The following is a 20,086-nucleotide window of genomic DNA, read 5'->3' on the forward strand; positions in this document are numbered from 1 at the left end:
GGGGAGCCGGTGGCGAAGAGAACCGGACAGGGGGCGCTGACCAGACTCTTCGGACGCGAGGGAAACGTTATGACCACAGCGAACGCGCCGGCGACGGCGCGATTCCGCGAAGTGACGGACGCCAACGGGCGGGTCTACCGGGTCGGCGAGACCGACCGGGACATCATGGGCCGGCCACGATGGACGATGGTGCTGCTGCCGTGGATCGCGATGATGGGCATCAGCATCTGCGAGTACGCCTTCGGCGCGGCCGAGGAAACGCTGCACGACGCGCACGGTTGGTCCTCGACCAACATCTTCTGGCTGCTGAGCGTCTGGGTGTTCTTCCAGGCGGCGGTGGCCTTCCCGGTGGGGCAGTGGCGCGAGAGCGAGAAGCTGTCGGCCCGCTCCGCCATGCTGCTGGGGGCGCTCGGCGCCTTCCTCGGCTTCCTGGCGCTGAGCCACGCGCCCAACGTGTTCTGGGCCTACCTGGGCTTCGGCTTCTTCGGCGGGACCGGCGCCGGCTTCGTCTACGCGACCAGCGTGAACATGGTGGGCAAGTGGTACCCGGAACGGAAGGGCGGCAAGACCGGCTTCGTCAACGGCGGATTCGCCTACGGCGCGGTGCCCTTCGTGTTCCTCTTCACGTCCTACATGGACACGGACAACTACACCGTGGTGCTCGACTGGGTCGGCGTGTACGCGCTGCTGGTGGTGGGCATCTCCGGGCTGTTCTTCAAGGACCCGCCGAAGAACTGGTGGCCGGACCACGTCGACCCGCTGCAGAAGCACGCCGACGCCAGGACCGCGCGGGCGCTGCAGAAGAACCCGCCGGCGGTGCGGCAGTACACCCCGGCGGAGGCCAGGCGCACCCCGGTGCTGTACCTGATGTGGTTCTGCCTGCTCTGCACGGCGGGCGTGAACATCTTCGGCATCGCCTTCCAGGTGCCGTTCGGCGACGACATGGGCTTCGCGGGCGGGATCGTGGCCACCGCGATGTCGCTGAAGGCCATCGTCAACGGCACCGGGCGCGGCGTCATCGGCTGGATATCCGACCTCTACGGCCGGCGCCAGACCCTGACGTTCGTGTGTGTGGTGCTCGGCATGGCGCAGTTCGGCGTGTTGTGGTCGGGCTCCATCGGCAACATGCCGCTGTTCCTGTTCTTCTCGATGATCTCCGGATTCGGCGGCGGCGCGATCTTCCCGCTGTTCGCCGCGATGACCGCGGACTTCTTCGGCGAGAACCACAACGCCACCAACTACGGGATGGTGTACAGCTCGAAGCTGGTCAGCGGCCTGCTCGGCTCCGGCATGGGCGCGGTCGTGGTCGCGGCGTGGGACTACGAGGGCGCGTTCATCCTGGCCGGCGCCATCGGTCTGTTCTCCGCCGGACTCTCCCTGCTGCTACGGCAGCCGGGCCGCGAGGGGCCGCGCAAGGTCGCGCCCAATCCACACCCCATCAGCCGGGACGTGGAGGCGGAGACACTGACGGAACCGGCGACGGAACCGGCCGTGGGGCTCACCGAGCCCGTGCACAGGGAGGTCAGGAGGGCCTGAGCTCATGGTAGGAACGCCGGGTGTGCTCGGTGTGCTGGCGCATGATGCGGGTGGCGCGCTCGCCGTCACCGTCCCTGAGGGCGGCGACGAGTTCGCGGTGCTCGATCCAGGACGCCATGCCGCGCTGCCGTGCGACGGGCGAGTAGTACCAGCGCACCCGGCGGCCCACCTGACCGATCAGCTCGGCCAGCACGGCGTTGGCCGCCATCTCCAACACGGAGGCGTGGAAACGGGTGTTGAGCTCTATGACGCTCTCCACGTCCTCCGCGCGGGCGGCGGCCTCGCCGCGGTCGCACAGCTCCTCCAGGGCGGCGATGCCCTCGGCGTCGGCCCGCCCGGCGGCCAGCCGGGCGGCCTCAGCCTCCAGCAGGGTGCGGACGGTGAGCAGCTGGTCGGCCTCCTCGTCCGTGGGCTCGTGCACGAACGCGCCCTGCGCCGGCCGCAGATCGACCCACCCCTCGGTGCTGAGCCGCTGCAGCGCCTCGCGCACGGGCTGCCGGCTCACGCCGAGGTGGGTGGCCAACTCGCTCTCCACCAGGTGCTGTCCAGGGCGGAGGGCGCGGGACGTGATGAGCTCGAGCAGGGTCTCGTACACCCGCTCACGCAGCGGGCCCGGCCGCTCGAGCCGGGGCACGGTGCCCTGCGTCAGCCCCTTGGACAGCATCCCGACGCCCCTCCCGATTGCATTTCGTCTACAGGATCCTGGAGACCCAGGGTACGAGAGTGCCCCACCCAACGGGTGCCCCGGGACGCGTGATCTGTTTCACAACCGCACGCTTTACCTTCCCTTTCCCCATCCCAGAACGTGTACGCGGCCGGGGTGTTCAGATGCGCCTTCGCCTCGGCCACGCACACCGAAGGGGGCCGGACGGCGGGATGCGCCCCCTGCGCCGTCCGGCCCCCGTCAACTCCCCTGGCGCGCCCGGCAGAATGGAGCCATGGTGGCCGGGGACAGCTGGATCAGGGACGGAGGCAGGGTCTGCCTCGACTTCGTCAACACGCTGCTCGACCGGGGGTGTTCGCCGCGCGAGACCCTGCCGGCCCCGCCGGAGCTGGTCGGCTGGCTGGCGGGCGCCGGGCTGCTCGCCGCCCCGGGCGCGCCAGCCGGGCCCCCGGCGGCTGAGGAGGGGTTGCTGACCACCGCGCACCGGCTGCGGGAGGCGATCGACCGCACGGTGCTGACCGTGCGGGACGGCCGGCTGCCGGCCCACGTGGACGTCGAGGTGATCAACGAGGCGGGCACGGCCGCGCCCGCCCCCGTGCGCCAACTCGTCGTCGCCGATGACGAGCTGGCGCCGGGCAGTGCCACGCGGGAGGCCGGCGACCCGGCCGCCGCCCTGGGCCTGGTGGCCCAGGACGCGATCGACCTGGTGCTGACGCCGGCCGTGCGCCGAGTGCGGGTCTGCGGCGGCGAGCGTTGTGCGCTGCGCTTCCTCGACCGTTCCCCGGCGCACAACCGCCGCTGGTGCTCGATGGCCCGCTGCGGCAACCGGGTAAAGGCCCGCCGTCACCAGGCCAGGCACGGCGCCGCGCGGGCCTGAGCCGCGGGACTCACAGGCCGTAGCGGCTCCGCAGATGGCGCCAGAAGTCCCTGGCCATCCAGCGGTCGAACTCGGTGATCTGGCTGGCCGTGCCGGCCTTCATCAGGAAGCCGCCGACGCCCGTGGGCGTCCAGTCGTAGAAGTCGTCGAGCCCCAGTGTGTGCCCCATCTCGTGGAGCAATATATGGATGTTGTCCTGGTTGACGGCGCCCATGTAGTACTCGCGGCCCATCCGCTGGCCCCAGTCCCCGCCGGCGCCGCCGCCGAAGCCGTCGGTCAGCCACAGCGACTGGTCGAAGTGGCGTGCCGCGCCGCCCGGACAGCGTGAGTAGTTGCCGTCCTGGTGGTGGAAGCGGTCGCACTCGGGGGCACAGCGCGGGGCGCCACCGCTGTCCAGGTTCCCGATGTAGAGGTCGACCGAGTTGTCGTTCCACTGCAGCAGCGAGCGGTCGCGGGCGGCCCAGCCGACGACCTGCACCGGAACCTGGGCGTAGGGGAAGTTGCCCCAGCCGCGCAGGCCGTCGAACCACTTGGTCCACTGCCGCTGGACGGACGCGTTGATCTGGTCACGCAGCTGCGCGGTCACCGGCGTGTTGGACTCCCAGCGGACGCAGTACTGGAGCCGGCCGCCGTTGGCCATCAGCTGGTCCCAGCCGTAGTTGCGGAAGCCGTAGAGGTTGCCGTAGGTGCTCTCCACGTGCCGCCAGACCTCGTCCAGGCCCTGGGCCAGGTTGGCGGGCGGGGTCCAGTCGTCGGCCGCCGCCTGTTCGGCCGCCACCTCGGCGGCCGCCTGCCGGTTCGCGGCGGCCGAGGGGCTGGCGTACACCGCGGCGACCACCATCGTCAGCGCCGCGACCAGGCCCGACCGCCATAAGCGGCGGGCCAGGGCGCGCGTGCGTCGTGGCATGCGCGTTCCTCTCTGTTGGGGGGTGCAATGTCACCCACTAGTGGCCGCCGAGGCGCCGATGGTTGCCGGGCGCGCGCCGTCCGGCGGCGCTGCGCTGGCGAGCCCCGGCGTCCCGTGTAAGCCTGGGCTGAGCCGATGGGCCCCAAGGCCGATCGCGCCGGCAACCGTCGCAGAGGGAACCAGCCATGGGTACACCGAACGACCGAACCAGCATCGTGATCGTCGGCGGCGGCTTCGCCGGGGTGGAGTGCGCCCGCCGCCTCGAACGCCGGCTGCGCCCGGAAGAGGCCCGCATCACCCTGGTCTCCCCCGCCGACTACCAGCTCTACCTGCCGCTGCTGCCGCACGTCGCGGCCGGCGTCGTCACCCCGCAGTCGGTGGCGCCCTCACTGCGCCGGCTGCTGCGCCGCACCGACCTGGTGCCGGGGCGGGCGCTCGGCGTCGACCCGAGGTCCCAGGTCTGCGTGGTCCGCACCATCAACGGCCGCACCCTCGACCTCTCCTACGACCACCTGGTGCTGAGCCCCGGCAGCGTCACCCGCTCCTTCGACATCCCCGGCCTCCGCGAGCAGGCCCGCGGCATGAAGACGCTGGCGCAGGCGGCCTTCCTGCGCGACCACGTGATCGCCCAACTCGACCTGGCGGCCGCCACCCTGGACGAGGCGGAGCGAGCCGCCCGACTCCAGTTCGTGGTGGTCGGCGGCGGCTACGCCGGCACCGAGACGCTGGCCGGGCTCCAGCGCCTCACCGCGGCCGCCGCCCGCCGCTACTACCCGCGGCTCAACGCGGACCTGATCCGCTGGCACCTGCTCGACGTCGCCCCCCAGCTGCTGCCCGAGCTGGGCGAGCGGCTCGGCGCCGAGGCGCTGCGGCTGCTGCGCGAACGCGGAGTGCACATCTCGCTCGGCACCACGGTGCGGTCCGTCAGCCCGGACTCGGTCACCCTCACCGACGGCCGCACGCTGGCCTCGCACACCCTGATCTGGACGGCCGGGGTGGCCGCCAGCCCTCTGGTCGACTCGCTCGGCTGCGAGACGGTGCGCGGCCGGATCGCCGCCAACCCCGACTTCACGGTGCCAGGACTCGACCGGGTGCTGGCCCTCGGCGACGCCGCCGCGGTGCCCGACCTGGCCAGGGGCGACGGCGCGGTCTGCGCCCCCACCGCGCAGCACGCCACCCGGCAGGGCCGGCACGCGGCCGAGAACCTGGTGGCGCGGCTGCGCGGCCACCCGATGACGCCGTACCGCCACCGCGACCTCGGCCTGGTCGTCGACCTCGGCGGGCGGGAGGCGGTCTCCAAGCCGTTCGGCATCCAACTCACGGGTTTCCCCGCGCAGCTGGTGGCCCGCGGCTACCACCTCGCGACGCTGCCGACCAGCGCGGCGCGCTTCCGCACCGGCGCCAACTGGCTGCTCAACGCGGCGGTCGGCGACGACTTCGTACGCATCGGCTTCCTCGGCGAACACTCGGGCACGGTACGGGAGTTCGAGCAGACCGACGCCTACCTGAGCCCGGAGGAGGTGCGGGCGCGCAGCCGGCGGTGAGGGGCCGTCGCCGACCGGCCCTCATAATGCACGGGTGATCGAACGCGAGATCGTTCCGCTGCCGCCCGACCGGATACCGGGCGGCACCCGTGACTGGCGCTCCGCCGACGCGCACCGCTGGCTCGCGGCGGGGCCCGCCCGCTGGTCCCGGCCCTGGTGGGCCGTGGGCGCGCTGCTGGTCGCGGGTGTCCTCGCGCTCGCCGCGTCGCCGGTCCCGGTCTGCTCGGAGGCGGCGCCCTGCGGCCCCGAGTGGCCGGGGGCGCTGCTCGCGGGCCTCGCGCTGCTCCAGCTCTACTGGGTCTGGCGGCTGCCGGGCCTCGCCCTGCTGACCCTGGGCCCGACCACCGCCCTCTGCCTGCTGACCGACTCGGCGCTCGGCGCGGCCGAGGACGTCGGCCGGCTCGCGGTGCTGCTGGCCGCCGGCTTCGCGCTGGCGAGCGCGGGCCACCGGCGGGCCGCGTACCACGCGCAGCGCCGGCTCGCCCTGGACGCGGCGGGACCCGCGCGACACCCGCTGCCACCGGCCGCCGCCGCGTTCAACCGCGGCACCTTCTCGCTCGCCGTCGGCTCGCTGCTGCTCGCCGGCGCGACGCTCGCGGCCTGGCAGGGCGCGCGCGGCGTCTCCGACTTCGAGGCACGCGCCGCCCGGGCCACCGTGGTCAGGGCCGAGGTCACCCGGCAGGGCGAGGACGAGATCTCCCTCACGCTGCCCGGCGAGGAGGAGCCGAGGACCGTCGGCGCCTACGCCGAGGACTACCCGGTGGGCGGCGAGATCGCGGTGCTGGTCGACGGCGACTGGCTGCGTCTGGTCGCCGAGCCCTACGACGCGGCCGGCTGGCAGTTCCTGATGCTGCTGCTCGGGGTGCCGGGCGTCGGCTTCCTCGCCAACGGCCTGGACGGCCGGCGCCGCGCCCAGTCGCTGCGCTCCACGCCGCTGCCGACCCTGCGGGTGCTGGTGGCCGAGGACCACCGGGGCCGCACGGTGGTGCACCCGGTCGACGACCCGGCCGGCGCCCGGCCGGTGCTCTCCTTCGACTCGCTGACCGCCCTGGACGACGCGGAGGAGGGCACGGACGCGGACGCGGGGTCGGCCGCCAGGGCCGCGCTCGACGCGGCCCTCGGCGCGCTGCGCGACGCCGACGAGCCGTCGCCGCTGCGCGAGGGCGTGCTCTACGGCGCGCCCCGGCCGGGCGGCGAACTCGCCCTGCTCGCCGTCGCCTTCGACGAGCCCGTGCTCGAGTGCTCCACGTCGCCGGTCAGGGCGGCGCGGCCGGCGGCGCCGCGGCCCGCGCCTGAGCCGCGCCCCCGCCGCTCCCGACGCCGGGCCGTGGCGGCCGACCCCGTCTCCGGCGCGGCCGTGGAGGCCGCCGCGGCCAGGCTCGGGCCCAACACCGAGCCGCTGAGCTGGTCGGCCGGCGCCGTCTCGCGGTTCGTCGGCCTCGGACTGCTCCTCGCCCAGCTCGGCCTGGTCAGCACCCTCGGCTCCGGCGAGCCGGCCCCGCACTGGCTGCTGCTGCTCGGCCTGCCGGCCACCCTCGGCGCCAGCGCCACCGCCCTCAACTGGCGGATCACCGCGGACCGTCGGGGCCTGTGGCTGGCCGGCGGCTGGCGGGTGCGGCACATCCCGTGGGAGCGGCTGACCACCGTGCGGCACGACGGCGACGACATCCGCTTCGGCGTCGGCGGCGCGGAGCCGGTGTCGCTGGCCTTCACCGGATTCGCCTGGCTGGAGCGCCGTCTCGGCCACCAGCCGCGCGCCGCCCGGGCGGTCGAGGAGATCCGCGCACTGCTGCGCCACCCGGAGCTGCGGCCCGAGCACGACGCACGGGCCGCCGACCACGGCGCCCCGCTCGGCCCCGTGCTCGTCGCGGTGATCGCGCTGACCGCGATCACCGTGCTGCTCCTGTGGTGAGGTTGCCGCGTCAGCGGCCGGCGGCGGCGCCCTCGTAGGCCTGCCGGAGCGCGGCGGCGAAGGTCTCGGTGGGCTGGGCGCCCGAGACCCCGTACCTGCCGTCCAGCACGAAGAACGGCACGCCGCTGATGCCGAGGCGCCTGGCCTCGGCGAAGTCGGCCCGCACCTCGGCCGCGTAGGCGTCGCCGGCCAGGGTCTCGCGGATCTCGTCCTCCGGCAGGCCGACCTCGACGCCGAGCCGCACCAGCGTCTCGTGGTCGTCGACGACCTGGCCCTCGCCGAGGTGCGCGGCGAGCAGCCGTTCGTGGGTGCGGTCGCCGAGGCCGTGGGCGGCGCCGAGGTGGGCGAGCCGGTGGGCGTCGAGGGTGTTGACCGACACGGCGCGGTCCAGCCGGTACGTCAGGCCCTCGGCGGTGGCCAGCTCTGTGACCCGCTGGGTCATCTCGCGCACCTGTGCCGGCGAGCCGCCGGTCTTCCTGGCCAGCACGTCGAAGGTGGGCTCGCGGACGCCCACGGGGTGGGAGGGGTCGAGCTGGAAGCTGTGCCAGCGCACCTCGACGTCGTCGGCGTGCTCGAAGGATGCGAGGGCGGTCTCCAGGCGGCGCTTGCCTATGAAGCACCAGGGGCAGACGACGTCCGACCAGACGTCCACGCGGAGGGTGCTCACAGCTGGCACACCCCGTCCACGCAGACCGGGCCGGCGTCGGAGCCGAGGACGATGAGCCCGGGCGCCTCCGCCGGCGCCTCCGCCACGGTTTCCACCTCTTCCACGTGCTCCGGGGTCTCGGTGGGCTGAGAGGTCGGCATGGTGGCTCCCACGGGGTCGGGGTCGGTTACTTCTTGTGCCTGACCCCACTGTACGCAACCGCCGGGGCGATCCGGCGGGCCGGGCGCCGCGCTCAGGAGTAGGGGTCGAACGGCACCCCGTCGGGCAGGGCGCGGTCCAGGTGGGAGGCGAAGCTGGCGTCCCTGAGCCCGAAGGTGGCGGAGCCGAAGTCCGCCTGGCCCAGCCGGTCGCGCAGCCCGGCCGGGTAGCCGTTCCAACCGACCAGCGGCGGGTACTGCCAGGTACCTTCGTGGTTCTCCGGCGGCTCGTCGTTGGAGTTCGCGGGGCGGAAGCAGTGGGTGCTGACGCCGTCCTTGTGGTACACGATCTTGGGGTGGGTGCCGTCCCAACGGATCTGGTCGGCGCGGTAGATGTCGAAGTCGCCGTGGGCCGACGTGGCGACGTACTGCGCCTGGTCGTTCCGCACCCAGACGACGACGTGCTCCCAGTCGTGCCGATGGCCGCCGAGGCCGCTGCCCGCCACCGCCTGGTCCTTCTCGAAGTAGAGCGCGTACATCACGGCGCACCACTCCCCGTCGCACCTGGTGCGGGCGTACCCGTTGGTGTTGTCCAGGTCCCAGGCGTCGCGGCACTGGCCGTTGAGGGCGCCGCTGGGGTTGAGTCCGCCGTTCAGGGTGCCGTCCGGGCCGATGGCGGGGGTGGGGTAGCAGCCGTCGGTGTCGTAGTCGTAGGCCGGCTGGAAGGTGCGCTCCAGCGCGTCGGCGTTGGCCGGCAGCGCCCGCGGCGGGTCGGCGAGCGCGATGCCGGGCAGGCCGACGACCAGCGCCAGCGCGCCGCCGATGACGAGGGCGGCCCTGCGGATGTGCGCTCTCTTCTCCATGCGTCCTCCCGGTCTGCGCCCAGCGGATCCCGTCGGCATTGTCATGCCCAGACCATGATTGGGGAACCCCGGTGACGCCGGCCCGCGCGACGCGTGTCCGCCGGTTGAAGCCTCGGCCAACAACGCACGCCCGTCGAGGAGTTCACCCCCGGGCCCGGACAGCGCCGCGCCCCGCGCGGAGCGCTCGGGGGCGGCGCTCCGCACGGGGCGGGAGGTGGCGGTTCAGTTCAGCGTCGAGACGTCGATCACGAACCGGTACCGCACGTCGGAGGCCAGGACCCGCTCATAGGCCTCGTTGATCTTCTCGGCCGGTATGACCTCCACGTCGGCGCCGATGCCGTGCTCGGCGCAGAAGTCCAGCATCTCCTGGGTCTCCCGGATGCCGCCGATGGCCGAGCCGGCGAACGACTTGCGGGCCATGAGCAGCGAGAACACGTTGAGCGACAGCGGCTCCGGCGGGGCGCCGACGTTGACGAGGGTGCCGTCGACGGCGAGCAGCGAGAGGAAGGCGTCGAGGTCGATGCCGGCGCTGACCGTGTTGACGATGAGGTCGAAGGAGCCGGCGAGCCGCTCGAAGGTGCCGGGGTCGCCGGTGGCGTGGTAGTGGTCGGCGCCCAGCCGCAGCCCGTCGTCGCGCTTCTTCAGCGACTGCGAGAGCACGGTGACCTCGGCACCCATCGCGTGCGCGAGCTTGACGGCCATGTGCCCGAGCCCGCCGAGGCCGACGACGGCCACCCGGCGGCCGGGGCCGGCCTTCCAGTGCCGCAGCGGCGAGTACGTGGTGATGCCGGCGCACAGCAGCGGCGCCGTGGCGTCGAGCGGCAGCGCCTCGGGGACGCGGACGACGAAGTCCTCGGTGACGACGACGTGGGTGGAGTAGCCGCCCTGGGTGAGGGTGCCGTCGACGTCCACGGCGCCGTAGGTGCCGATCATGCCGTTGGCGCAGTACTGCTCGTCGCCGCGCCGGCAGGCGTCGCACTCGCGGCAGGAGTTGACCATGCAGCCGACGCCGACCCGGTCGCCGACCGCGTGCCGGGTGACCTCGGGGCCGACCTCGGCGACGATCCCGACGATCTCGTGGCCGGGCGCCAGCGGGTAGCTCACGGGACCCCACTCGCCGCGGACGGTGTGGATGTCGGAGTGGCAGATGCCGGCGTACCTGATCTCGATCAGCACGTCGTGCGGGCCGACGTCCCGGCGCTCGATGGTGGTCGGGGCCAGGGGCCCGGTGGGGGATGTCGCGGCGTAGGCCTTGACGTTCAGCACGTTTCTCCAGCGTGGAAGGCGGGTGGGGTCTGGTGGTACGTGCTCCACCCTGCTGCCCCGGCACGTCACCAGGAAGACCGTGGCGCGCCGGGGAGCCGTGTTCCGGGTTGTGCCAGGGCCCCCCACGGGCCCCGGCGCGGGGGGGGGCCCGCCGCGCGCCGGCGGCGCTCACCGCCGGCGCGCCCCCCCGCTCCGTGCCGACCGGCCGCACGATCCGGCGTGGTTGCTCGTAATGCGCCACATGTCCCCCGACTGCCCGAGCCGTTCGCGGTCGCGCGCCTGACCTGGCATCAGCTCCCCCGGGCGGCTCCCAGCATAGAGACCCGACGCCTCCCCGGCAGCCGATTGACGACTCGTGGTCAAAAGACGCCCCGAATTCGCCCGGCAACCGACCGGGGCCGCCCCCGGACCGCCCGGGCGCACTGCCACACTTGCGGCCGTGGGCACGCTGTACGCACTCCTCGTGGGCATAGACGACTACTCGACGCACGGCGAGCGGTCGCTGCGCGGCTGCCTCAACGACGTGGCCGCTGTGGAGGAATGGCTGCGGCAGCGGGTCCGTGACCGGTTGCGTCCGCTGGTGCTGCGCGACGGCGAGGCCACCGCGGCGGCCGTCGCCGAGGGCGTCTCCGAGCACCTGGGGCGGTGCGGCCCGGACGACAGCGCCCTGTTCTGGTTCTCGGGACACGGCACCAGGTTTCCCGCCGAGCGGCCGGAGGACGTGCGCAAGGAGGCCACCGGCTGGTGCCAGGCGCTGGTCTGCGCCGACCGACCGCTCGTGGACAGCCGGCTCGGTCAGCTGCTCGACGCGGTGGCCGCCGGCGGCGGGCACACGGTCGCCGTGCTCGACTGCTGCTACTCGGGAGGCGCGACGCGCCAGAGCCGGCTGGTCGCCCGCTTCCTGCCCCCGGCCCCCGGATGGCGCGCCCCACGCGACGCCACGGCGACCGCCTCACCCGCCCAACCGGCCGGGCAGCGCCACGTGTTGCTCGCCGCCAGCCGCCTCGACCAGCTCGCCCACGAGGACGTGGTGGACGGCCGGACGCACGGCCTCTTCACCCACGCGCTGCTCAGCGTGCTCGGCACCGGCGCGTACCGGGGCGCCACCTGCCGCGAACTGCTCGCCGCCGCACACGCCCGGGTGCAGGTGGCCGCCGAGGCGCAGCACCCGGTGCTCCACCCCCACCACCCCGGCGGCCCCGCCGACCGACCGTTCCTTGGCACCACCGGGGCCACGGCTCCGGCGCCACACCTGCTGCGCCTCGGCCGGGACGGCTGGGAGGTGGACTGCGGCGGCGCGCACGGGCTTCGGCCGGGCGGCGACGGCACGGAGTTCACTGTGACCGGCCGGGCCACGGCCGGACCCGCCCACACCGTGCGGGCGAGGCAGATCCTGCGCGACCGCACCCTGGTGTGGCCGGCCGGGTGGGAACCGGACCCGGAACGCGTGTACCCCGTGGCGTTGTCGGCCCTCGACCTGCCGCCTGCCATGGTCACCGTGGAGGCGGCGGGCCGGGCCGAGTCCGAGTTGCTGGAGGACGCGCTGCGCACCGTGGGGCCCGGCGGCATGCCTTCCCCGCTGCTGCGCCGGGAGGCGTCGGCCGACGCCGCGGCCGGGCTGCTGCTGCTCCGCGTCCGGGCCGCCGCCGGGCGGGCCGAGGTGTTGCGCCGCGACGGCAGCGCCTTCGTGGCGCCGCTGCCCCTCGGCGATCCCGGGGACGCCCGCCGGGTCGCCGCCTGCCTGGTCCATCTGGCGCGCTGGCACCAGATCCGCGACCTGGAGAACCCCGCGGCGCTGGCCCGCTCCCCGGTGCGCGTGGAGGTCGTCCCGGTCGAGGGCGACGAGGGGGCGCTGTCTCCCGGTGACGGGGTACGGGAGTTGGTGTGCCGGTACACCAGGACGGCCAGCGGCTGGCGGGCCCCGCGCGTCGCGATCCGGCTGCGGAACCGCTCGCACCGCACGCTGTGGTGCGCGCTGTTCAACCTCACCGACAGCTATCGAAGCCACTCGGTGCTGTTCCCCGGCGACTTCGTCGGCCCGGGCCGCACCGGTCACGCGCTCGACGGCGACCCGGTGCAGCTGTCCCTGCCCGCCGGCAGCGTGCCGAGGTCCGGGGCCACCGTCCGCGACTGGCTGAAGCTCGTCGTGGCGGAGGGAGAGCTGAACACCGTGCCGTTCCACCTCGACGCCTGGGACCCGGCCACCGCGGCCCACCGGATCGCCTCGGGCCAGGCCGTCGACGGGACGTTGCGGCTGGCGCCGCCCGGGGGCGCCCACCGCGACCTGGGCCCGGCGCCGGTGGAGCGCGGCCCCGGCGACTGGACGACGTACACGCTGTCGCTGCGCACCGTCGTGCCGTGATCACCTGCCGAGGTGGATGAAGCCGGCCCAAGCCGCCAACTCGTGCGGGTCGGCGGCCCGCGCCCGCTCGGCGAGCGAGGTGGGCATGGCCGGCGGGATCCGCCGGTCCGGGTCGAGCATCCACAGCTGGGCCCGGCGCACCGCACGGCCCGGCGGTTCGCCCTCCCGACGCAGGAACCAGTGGGTCATGAACATGAGCACCGACGTGGCGTCGTCCGGAACCGGCCACAGGGAGCCCACCACCGAGCGGGCCCCCGCGACCAGGAAGGCGGTCGACAGGCTGTACGCCTCGTTGTGGCCACGCCCGGAGACGTGGCTACGGCAGGCGGCGAGAACCACGAGACTGGCCCCGGCCGGTCCCGCGCCATGTGCCTCGGTCAGCGCCTCGGCGGCCAGGTCGCCGCCGGCGAGCGAGAGATGAGCGCTGTGCGCGGCCCCCTCCGTCACCGTGCCGTGGCAGGCGAGATGGAGCACGGCCCCGGCGCTGGCGGCGCCGCGCAGCCACGCCAGCACCTCGGCCGGGGTGCCCGCCCCGTCCACGGGGCCGTCCGCGCGCCGGCCGAGGAAGCGGCCAGCCGGGTAGAGCACCCGCTGCACGGCATCCGCCTCCTCACCCGCGTACCGCAGGTCACCCGTCGGGTCGCCGACCACCAGCGCCGCGTCGCCGGGCGGCGCGGGGATTCTCGCGGCCACCTCACACAGCAGCCGGGCGGACGCGGCGTACGAGATCTCGGCGCGCTCGATCGCGTACCGCCGCCCACCACCGGCCGCCGGCCCCCAGGCGGCGTGCCAGGGCACGACGCCGAAGGAGCCCATGGGAACCAGCACCAGCTTGAGCGGGCGCCCGGACGTCGCCTCCGGCGCCAGGACGTCGAGCAGCGGGTCCATCGCCGCGTACCAGGCCCAGGAGCACAACCGGTCGAGCTGTCGGCGCGGCGAGGAGCCGGCGGCCCCCTCGTCCACCGGCCCCAGGTCGCGGGCGTCCCGCCCCGCGGGTCCGTACGCCCGCAACGGCGCGGCCCGTTCGTCGAGTCGCGGCAGCGGCATCGAGCCAACCCGGCCGCGCGCGGTGACGATGACGGCGGCACCGCCACCGTCGTCCGACGCGGGCACCAGATAGGCGAGCGCGTCGGCCTCGGTGGCCCGGAGCGCGCGAGCGATGTCCTCCGTCTCCGGCGGGTCGAGCAGCGCCTGCCTGGCCGTCGACTTCCCGGCCTGCCCGGTGAGCACGTCGAACACCCGGCGCCGCAGGTCGCTGCCGGGCCCGTCGCGCTTCCCGGTGGCGGCGCGCCACTCGCGGGCCAGGTCGGCACGCCCCTCGGTCTCCAGCCGCTCGGGCACCGAGGCCGACGTCAGCGCGGAGTGGAGCACCAGGCCACGGCACGCGTCGAGCGCCCGGACGGCCTCCGCCGGCGCCCCGTCGGCCAGGCACCAGGCCGCCACCTCGAGGGCGCCGGCGGTGGCCGCGCGGGCGGCATCGGCGGCGTGCCCGGTGCCGGCCTGGAGCAGCGTGGCCCAGGCGAGACCACGCAAACCCGCCAGTCCGGTCCGGCGGCCAGCGAGGCGGTCGCCGACGCCGTCCCGGGCGCGGTAGGCACGGGCGAGCGCGAGGTTGGCGTCGGCCCACACCGGGCTGGCCGGACCCTCGGCGACCTGGACCGCCCGCTCCAGCAGGCCGACGCTCCGGGCCAGGAGCGCGGCGCGGCGGGACGGCAGCGGCTCGACGCCGGCCAGTGCGAGGTGGTTCGCCCCGAGCGAGGCCGCGAAGCGCAGCCAGGCCTCGGAGCCCTCGCCGACCAGCTCCAGGGCCTCCTCAAGCAGGCCGTTCGCCTCCCTCACCCCGCCCGGGTCCCGCCGTTCGAGTGCCCGGGCGGCGCGCACGAGGCCGGTCGAGCCGAGCACCCAGCCGCCGTGGCCGCGCGGGAACATGGCCGCGCCCCGCCGCACCTCGGCCACGGTCCTGCGGGCCGCCGGCGAGGGGCGGGACGGGAGGCCCGACGCGCGGGCCAGGCCGTCGCGTTCCAGGGCCAGGTTCTCCAGCGCCACCCAGAGGTCCACGCCGGCCGGGTCGTCGGCGGCCAGCGTCGCGAGCACCTCGACCACCCGGTCGACGGCGCCGTCCACCGCGGGAAGGTCCCGGCGCCGAACCGCCTCGCCGCCCGCCATGACGGCGGCCTCCGCGGCCAGCAGCCGCCCCCGGTAGGAGTCGGGTGCCACGGCCCGCATCGCCTCCTCGGCCGCCCTCAGCCCGGACTCCAGGTCGTCCCGGCCTCCGAGCAACCGGCCGCGTTGCGTCGCCTCGATCATCCGCAGGCTGACGAGTGCGGGCCCGGAGGCGCCGAGTTCCTCGGCCAGGTCCAGGTGGTGGCGCACCTCGTCCAGCCGGTAGTCGCCGGTGGCCGCGCCCTCCTGGAACCGGGCAACGGCTGTCACCAGGTGCGCCCGGGCCCGCCAGGCGTCGTCCCGTCCTGGGGCGTTCAGGGCCGCGTCGATCAGTGCCCCCCGCTGCTCCTCGGTGATGTGCGTGCCCCGGGGGTCGAACTGAAAGAGGGTGGAGAGCAGGTACAGGGCGGCCTCGGCGTGCCCCGCCGCGCCCTCGTGTGCCGCCCAGTCCGCGTACAGCCGGTCGAAGGTGGCGGCCGCCCGTTCTGGTCGGTAGGACAGGTCGGTGGTCGTGGCCCCGGCGTCGGCACGCTCACTGAAGTCGACGTGGGCCAGCCCCTCCTGGATGCTCCGGCTGACCGCTCGCAGACTCGCCATCAGCTCGCCCGGCGCGGGGAGCTCTTCGGCGCCCGGCGGGAGCAGCCCGAGCTCGGCCTGCTCATGCCGTGCCCACAGCAGCGCGACCCGGCAGGCCCGCCACACCAGGGGTTCCAGGTCCGGGCAGCTCAGCGCCCGCTCGGCGCCGGCCACCACGTCCGCGAGCCGGTCCGGGTCCCGGTCGTCCAGGTAGCGCTGCTGTTGGAGGCCGACCAGCAGCGCCCCGGGGATCCAGGCGGTCGTGCCGTCCCCGGCGTCGTCCCAGGCGTCGACGGTGTGCCGCAGGAGGCGAAGCGCCCGCTCGCGGCCGGCCTCGTCGTCCCTGGCCGCGGCGCGTTCGTACAGCAGCCGGGCGAACAGGTCGAGGAAGACGGCGGGCACGACCGTCAACGCGTCGGGTTCCGCGAGCAGTCGCTCGATCTCCGTCTCGGCGAGCGCGGCCTGCCGCGTGTCCCGCCGCCGCAGGGCGAGAGCGGCCCTGAGGTAGGCGCGACGGAGCAGCGCCTCCCGGAGCCACCAGGTCTCCCGCCCCTCGCCCGGCACGTCCTCCAGCAGCTGGTCGAACTCCCGCCGCGCCGCCTCCAGATCGTCCGAGTCGTCGGTGGCCATGCCGGCCAGCATCAGCGACCTGGCGAGGCCGAACCGCAGCCCCGCGGCGTCGGCCTCGGGCAGCCCGGCATCGAGCAGGGCCCGGAAGTGGCCGGCGGCGGCGAGGAAGTCGGCCACGTCCCTGGTGCGGGCGCCGCGCTCGTGCCGCAGGTCGGCCAGGTGGGCGTGGAGCGGGGCGACGTCCGCCGCCTCGCCCGGCCGCTCCCGCTGTTCGGCCAACGCCTCCTCCAGCAGGGGCAACGCCTCCTCCGCCAACGCGGCCCGCTCGGCCATCTCCTCCGTCTCCTGGTAGCGCTCGGCGAACGCCAACGCGAGGCGCAGGCGGTCCTCGGCCTCCCGCGGGTCCGGTGCCGTGCCGTCCCGCTCGTGCCGGGCCGGGCTCGACGCGCCGGCCGGCGACCGGTCACGGGCCACGCGCGCGGCGGGCTCGGTCTCGCTCACGCCGCCCCGCTCTCGGGCGGCACGGCGGCCAGGTAGCCCTCGAGCACGGCGTTGAGCCAGCCGGTGCCCCGTGGCGTGTCCAGGTCGACCGGGGGAACGTCGGCGTTAACGAGCGTGCCGTCCGCGCAGCGGTCGCCGAAGAGGACCAGGGCCCGGTCGGCGGGCTCCCGCTTGGACGGCCAGAGGAAGCCCTGGGCGTCGGGCCCCGCGCCGGCCCTGATCCAGTGACCCCAGTCGCGCGTGAAGGGATACTCGGCGGCCTCGGCCTGCACCAGCCAGGAGTCCTGGCCCACCGCGGCCAGGTCGCGCCCGGAGACCAGCGGCACCACCCGCACCTCGCGGGCCAGCCGCAGCACCGAGACGCGCCGCCCGCGCACGGTGCGGCGTGGCAGGAGGCGCGGCCGGTCGGACGCCTCGAACGGCACGGATCTCAGCAGCGTCTCGCAGATCGCGGCCTCGACGGTGAGGCCGGCGTACAGATAGCCGTAGGGGTCGCAGCGCGTGCCGTCGAACCGGCCCCCGCCGTAGAGGCAGTGGGCCGGCACGGGGTTGAAGGCGGTGGCGGCGCGCCTGGCCGAGTGCACCCGGTACAGGAGCGTGCCGGCGGCGAGCACGTGTCGTCGCGGCGTTCCCGGCAGCGCGGGCGGCGGCGGAAACCTCCCCATGCGGTCAGTCTCCCTCCAGCAGGTAGCGGGCGGTGGCCGGGAGCGCGCCGCCCGCCGCCGTGCCGACCAGGTGGGCCGGGACGGCACCGGCGAGCCAGGCGTTCGGCGACAGCCACCAGTCTGCGGCGCCCCAGGGGTCGCGGGCGGCGTCCAGCACGCCGTTCACCTCCACGGCCTCGGGCCACGGGCTGCCGTCCGCGGCGAACTGGAAGGAGGGGTACCGGGGTTCTCCGCCCTCGCCCGGCAGCCGGAGCAGTCCTGGTGCCTCCGGGTCGCCGCCGCGGCGGCGCAGTTCGTCACCGTTCACGGCGGCCGCGGCGAGCAGCCGATCGCGGACCGGGCCGAGCACGGGCCCGACCATGCGGTGGCCGTCGAGCAGCAGGACCGCGAGGTCGGCGGCGGTGAGGCCCTGGACCTCGACCTCCGTCGCCGGGCCGGACCAGCGGCCCGCGACACCGTCGGGGAACCGCTCGGGCAGCAGTCGCGCCACCGCGCGCGCCGCGCGACCCGCCGCCAGCGCACGGCGCTCGCTGCCCGCGGGTGCGGCGCGCATCTCGCGGAGGAGCGCGCGGAGTTCGGCGTCGCCGGTGACGCGGGGACCGATCTCCTCCCACTCGGCGGCGGCCGTCGCGAGAACACCGAACGCGTTCATGCGAGAAGCAGCCGCTCGACGAGCGCCCCCCGGGCGGGGTCACGCACCACGAAGTGGACGTCCCAGTCGGCGCCGCGGGCCAGTTCGGCCTCGACCGCCGACCAGACAGCGGCCAGGCTCGCCTCGTGCGACAGGCCGCCGCGGCCGGAACCCAGCAGGGGTAGGCAGACCGAACGCAGGGGCGGGTCGAAGGCTGGGGACTCCGCGCCGAGCACCGCGAACGCCCGGGTGACGGCACGGGTCACGTCGCTCGGCAGCACGTCGTAGTCGTTGGTCCCAGCACGCGGCACCGCTATGGCGGCGTGGTAGACGCGGCGCACCCCCTGCGCCGCCAGGGCGCCGGAGCCGGTGGGCACCACGGTGCCGGGCAGCGCCGGCCGGCCGAGCAGTCGATGCCCGGTCAGCCACTCACGCACCTCGTCCTGGATCGGGTCCTCGACCAGCCCTCCTCCGGCGTCGCGCACCGCGCCGGCTCGCCGCAACGACGCCGACACCGAGGACTTGTACGCCTCGGGCAGGGCGAAGAAGACGTTGGCCGGCGAGACCACCACGTCCACGTCACGGAGCAGGTCCACCGGGTGCGCGTGCAGGACGACCGGCACCTCGGCGCGGCCCACCGTGACGCGCAGCGTCCGGTGCGTCGTGGCACGCACCGCCGTCACGCCGGACGCCGACGGGTCGGCCCCGCTCGCGATCCGCACCACCTGTTCCGCGACCTCGCCCAGGACCACCACCTCCTGGTGCTTGCGGAACCGCTCGACGCTCACCCCGTACAGTTCGGCCGCCCGTCGCCGCCGGTCGGCGGCCGGCCAGTCCCTGGTCCCCCGGGCGAGGCCGAGGCTGTACGCCGCCGCCTCGCGCAGCGTGCCGGCGTCCACCCGCGCCACACCGGCGCGCAGCAAGCCCTCGACGTCGTCGTACGCCGCGGCGGCCGCGGTCAGCGACGGCACCGCGAGCTGACGCAGGCGCGGCAGGCCGAACCGGCGAATCTCCCTCACCTCGCCGAGAATTGACTCGTAGTCGGGCAACGCGGCGGACATGCCGATCAGCATGGCACCGCGCTTTCCGGCCTCACAAGCGGCAGCCCCCGCACCCGTGATGACACCACAGGCGGTGGGGCGGAACCGGGTCGTCGCCCGGTCGCTCCCCGGGCGGCGGGCGACGGGCGGCGCTCCGCCTCAGGCCAACGGCGGCAGCGAGTCGGCGAGTTCGCCCACCGCGTGATCAGGGCTCTTCGAGCAGGCGGCGGGCCGTGGCGATGTCGGTGACGAGCGCGGTGATCCACCGGCCGCGGACCGCCGCGCGCACCGCGGTGTACTTGCGCTCCCAGCCGGCCACCGCGATGCGGCGCGGCACGGTGCGCAGCTGGTCGACCGAGATGCCGACGGTCCGCTCGCCGAGGCCGGCGTCGACGTACACGCCGTTCTCGTCGAAGAAGCGCTGGCAGATGTCGCCCACCGCGCCGAGGGCGCGCAGCCGCGCGATGTCGTCCTCGGTCACCGCGTTGCCGCTGAGCCGCAGCAGGGGCGAGGGCTCCAGGCTGCCGATGCCGACCAGGGCGGCGGTCAGCTGCTGCCACGCCTGGCTGACCTCGCGGACCGCCGGGTCGTTCAGCAGCGAAAGGCGGGCCTCCACCGAGCCGACCATGCCGGGGGCGCGGACGAACAGCGGGGTGGCGCCGGTCAGTTCGGCGAGGCCGGCGGTGAGCCGGGTCGCCTGCACCTGGCCCTGCGGGTCGCCGACGCCGCCCATGAGCTGGACCACCTTGGCGGCGCCCGGCGCCTTGGCCGGCCGCATCGCGTCGACGGCGGCGAGCAGCGTCTCGCTCCAGGTGGAGATGCCGATCAGGTCGCCGGGGTGGAAGGCCGTCTCCAGGTAGCTGGCGGCGGCGGTGCCGAGGGCGCGCAGCAGGGTGTGCGAGTGGCCCGGCAGGTCGTCCCCGTCGACGACCACGACGTCCGTCAGCTGGTAGCGCTCGGCGAGCGCGTCCTCCAGGTCGCTGTGGATGCCGGGCGGGGCGACCACGACGGTCCTGACCACGCCGAGCTCGGTCGCGGAGCGCAGCAGGCGGGAGACCCTGGCCTGGGACAGGCCGAGGGCGCCGGCGATCTCGGCCTGCCGCATGCCGCGCTCGTGGTACATGCGGGCCACGCGCACGATCAGGCGGAGCCGGTCCACGGAGTCGCGGTCGGAGAGGTCTGGACGCTGGGGCACACCCCGAACC

Annotated in this window: 16 protein-coding genes; 5 read left to right on the forward strand and 11 right to left on the reverse strand. The window is 75.1% G+C overall.

Features of this window, described 5'->3' with window-relative positions; translation table 11 throughout:
* Positions 1–69: 69 nt before the first annotated feature.
* On the forward strand, positions 70–1,536 hold the full coding sequence (locus ACFWI8_RS07910) for an OFA family MFS transporter (protein WP_387087101.1): 1,467 nt from the start codon (positions 70–72) through the stop codon (positions 1,534–1,536).
* Here the strand turns inward: ACFWI8_RS07910 and ACFWI8_RS07915 are convergent.
* Positions 1,523–2,200 carry a GntR family transcriptional regulator gene (locus tag ACFWI8_RS07915; protein WP_387087103.1) on the reverse strand — a complete coding sequence of 226 codons (678 nt, stop codon included), beginning with the start codon at positions 2,198–2,200 and terminating at the stop codon, positions 1,523–1,525. The genes ACFWI8_RS07910 and ACFWI8_RS07915 overlap by 14 nt on opposite strands.
* Before the next feature lie 274 nt (positions 2,201–2,474).
* Between ACFWI8_RS07915 and ACFWI8_RS07920 the strand changes: the two genes are divergently transcribed.
* Positions 2,475–3,077 (forward strand): CGNR zinc finger domain-containing protein, encoded by a 603-nt coding sequence (locus ACFWI8_RS07920; protein WP_387087105.1) that lies wholly within the window; start codon positions 2,475–2,477, stop codon positions 3,075–3,077.
* 10 nt (positions 3,078–3,087) lie between these two features.
* On the opposite strand, the gene ACFWI8_RS07925 is transcribed toward ACFWI8_RS07920, so the two are convergent.
* On the reverse strand, positions 3,088–3,984 hold the full coding sequence (locus tag ACFWI8_RS07925) for a hypothetical protein (RefSeq protein WP_387087107.1): 897 nt from the start codon (positions 3,982–3,984) through the stop codon (positions 3,088–3,090).
* Between the two features lie 185 nt (positions 3,985–4,169).
* On the opposite strand from ACFWI8_RS07925, the gene ACFWI8_RS07930 reads away from it, so the two are divergent.
* Entirely contained in the window at positions 4,170–5,528 is a 1,359-nt protein-coding gene (locus ACFWI8_RS07930; protein ID WP_387087109.1) for an NAD(P)/FAD-dependent oxidoreductase, read from the forward strand.
* Between the two features lie 34 nt (positions 5,529–5,562).
* Complete coding sequence (locus ACFWI8_RS07935) at positions 5,563–7,440, forward strand: hypothetical protein (protein ID WP_387087111.1); 1,878 nt, start codon at positions 5,563–5,565, stop codon at positions 7,438–7,440.
* Positions 7,441–7,450: 10 nt separating this feature from the next.
* Here ACFWI8_RS07935 and ACFWI8_RS07940 read toward each other — a convergent pair whose 3' ends face one another.
* The 4 genes from ACFWI8_RS07940 to ACFWI8_RS07955 form a co-directional block, all read right to left on the reverse strand.
* Positions 7,451–8,107, reverse strand: coding sequence for a DsbA family oxidoreductase (locus tag ACFWI8_RS07940; protein WP_387087113.1), 657 nt, complete (start codon positions 8,105–8,107; stop codon positions 7,451–7,453).
* Positions 8,104–8,247 (reverse strand): hypothetical protein, encoded by a 144-nt coding sequence (locus tag ACFWI8_RS07945; protein ID WP_387087115.1) that lies wholly within the window; start codon positions 8,245–8,247, stop codon positions 8,104–8,106. The genes ACFWI8_RS07940 and ACFWI8_RS07945 overlap by 4 nt, the downstream gene beginning before the upstream one ends.
* Before the next feature lie 92 nt (positions 8,248–8,339).
* On the reverse strand, positions 8,340–9,107 hold the full coding sequence (locus ACFWI8_RS07950; protein WP_387087117.1) for an NPP1 family protein: 768 nt from the start codon (positions 9,105–9,107) through the stop codon (positions 8,340–8,342).
* A 222-nt stretch (positions 9,108–9,329) separates the two neighbouring features.
* A complete protein-coding gene (locus tag ACFWI8_RS07955) occupies positions 9,330–10,373 on the reverse strand; it encodes an NAD(P)-dependent alcohol dehydrogenase (protein WP_387087119.1) in 1,044 nt (347 codons plus the stop codon).
* A 439-nt stretch (positions 10,374–10,812) separates the two neighbouring features.
* Between ACFWI8_RS07955 and ACFWI8_RS07960 the strand changes: the two genes are divergently transcribed.
* A complete protein-coding gene (locus tag ACFWI8_RS07960) occupies positions 10,813–12,735 on the forward strand; it encodes a caspase domain-containing protein (RefSeq protein ID WP_387087121.1) in 1,923 nt (640 codons plus the stop codon).
* Here the strand turns inward: ACFWI8_RS07960 and ACFWI8_RS07965 are convergent, their stop codons facing one another.
* The 5 genes from ACFWI8_RS07965 to ACFWI8_RS07985 all read right to left on the reverse strand — a co-directional run bounded on the left by ACFWI8_RS07965 (position 12,736) and on the right by ACFWI8_RS07985 (position 20,076).
* Positions 12,736–16,545, reverse strand: a complete 3,810-nt coding sequence (locus ACFWI8_RS07965) for a CHAT domain-containing protein (protein WP_387087123.1) — start codon at positions 16,543–16,545, stop codon at positions 12,736–12,738. It abuts the gene before it with no gap.
* Entirely contained in the window at positions 16,542–17,210 is a 669-nt protein-coding gene (locus tag ACFWI8_RS07970; protein WP_387087125.1) for an RES family NAD+ phosphorylase, read from the reverse strand. Before ACFWI8_RS07970 ends, ACFWI8_RS07965 begins: the two co-directional genes overlap by 4 nt.
* 4 nt (positions 17,211–17,214) lie before the next feature.
* The gene (locus ACFWI8_RS07975) at positions 17,215–17,862 is read right to left on the reverse strand and encodes a hypothetical protein (protein ID WP_387087127.1); all 648 of its coding nucleotides are present in this window, start codon (positions 17,860–17,862) and stop codon (positions 17,215–17,217) included.
* Positions 17,859–18,902, reverse strand: a complete 1,044-nt coding sequence (locus tag ACFWI8_RS07980) for a hypothetical protein (protein ID WP_387087129.1) — start codon at positions 18,900–18,902, stop codon at positions 17,859–17,861. The genes ACFWI8_RS07975 and ACFWI8_RS07980 overlap by 4 nt, the downstream gene beginning before the upstream one ends.
* Before the next feature lie 184 nt (positions 18,903–19,086).
* Positions 19,087–20,076 carry a sugar-binding transcriptional regulator gene (locus ACFWI8_RS07985; RefSeq protein ID WP_387087131.1) on the reverse strand — a complete coding sequence of 330 codons (990 nt, stop codon included), beginning with the start codon at positions 20,074–20,076 and terminating at the stop codon, positions 19,087–19,089.
* Positions 20,077–20,086 lie beyond the last annotated feature (10 nt).

It is taken from the genome of Streptomyces sp. NPDC127098, from assembly GCF_042722465.1.
Classification (GTDB): Bacteria; Actinomycetota; Actinomycetes; order Streptomycetales; family Streptomycetaceae; genus Streptomyces; species Streptomyces millisiae.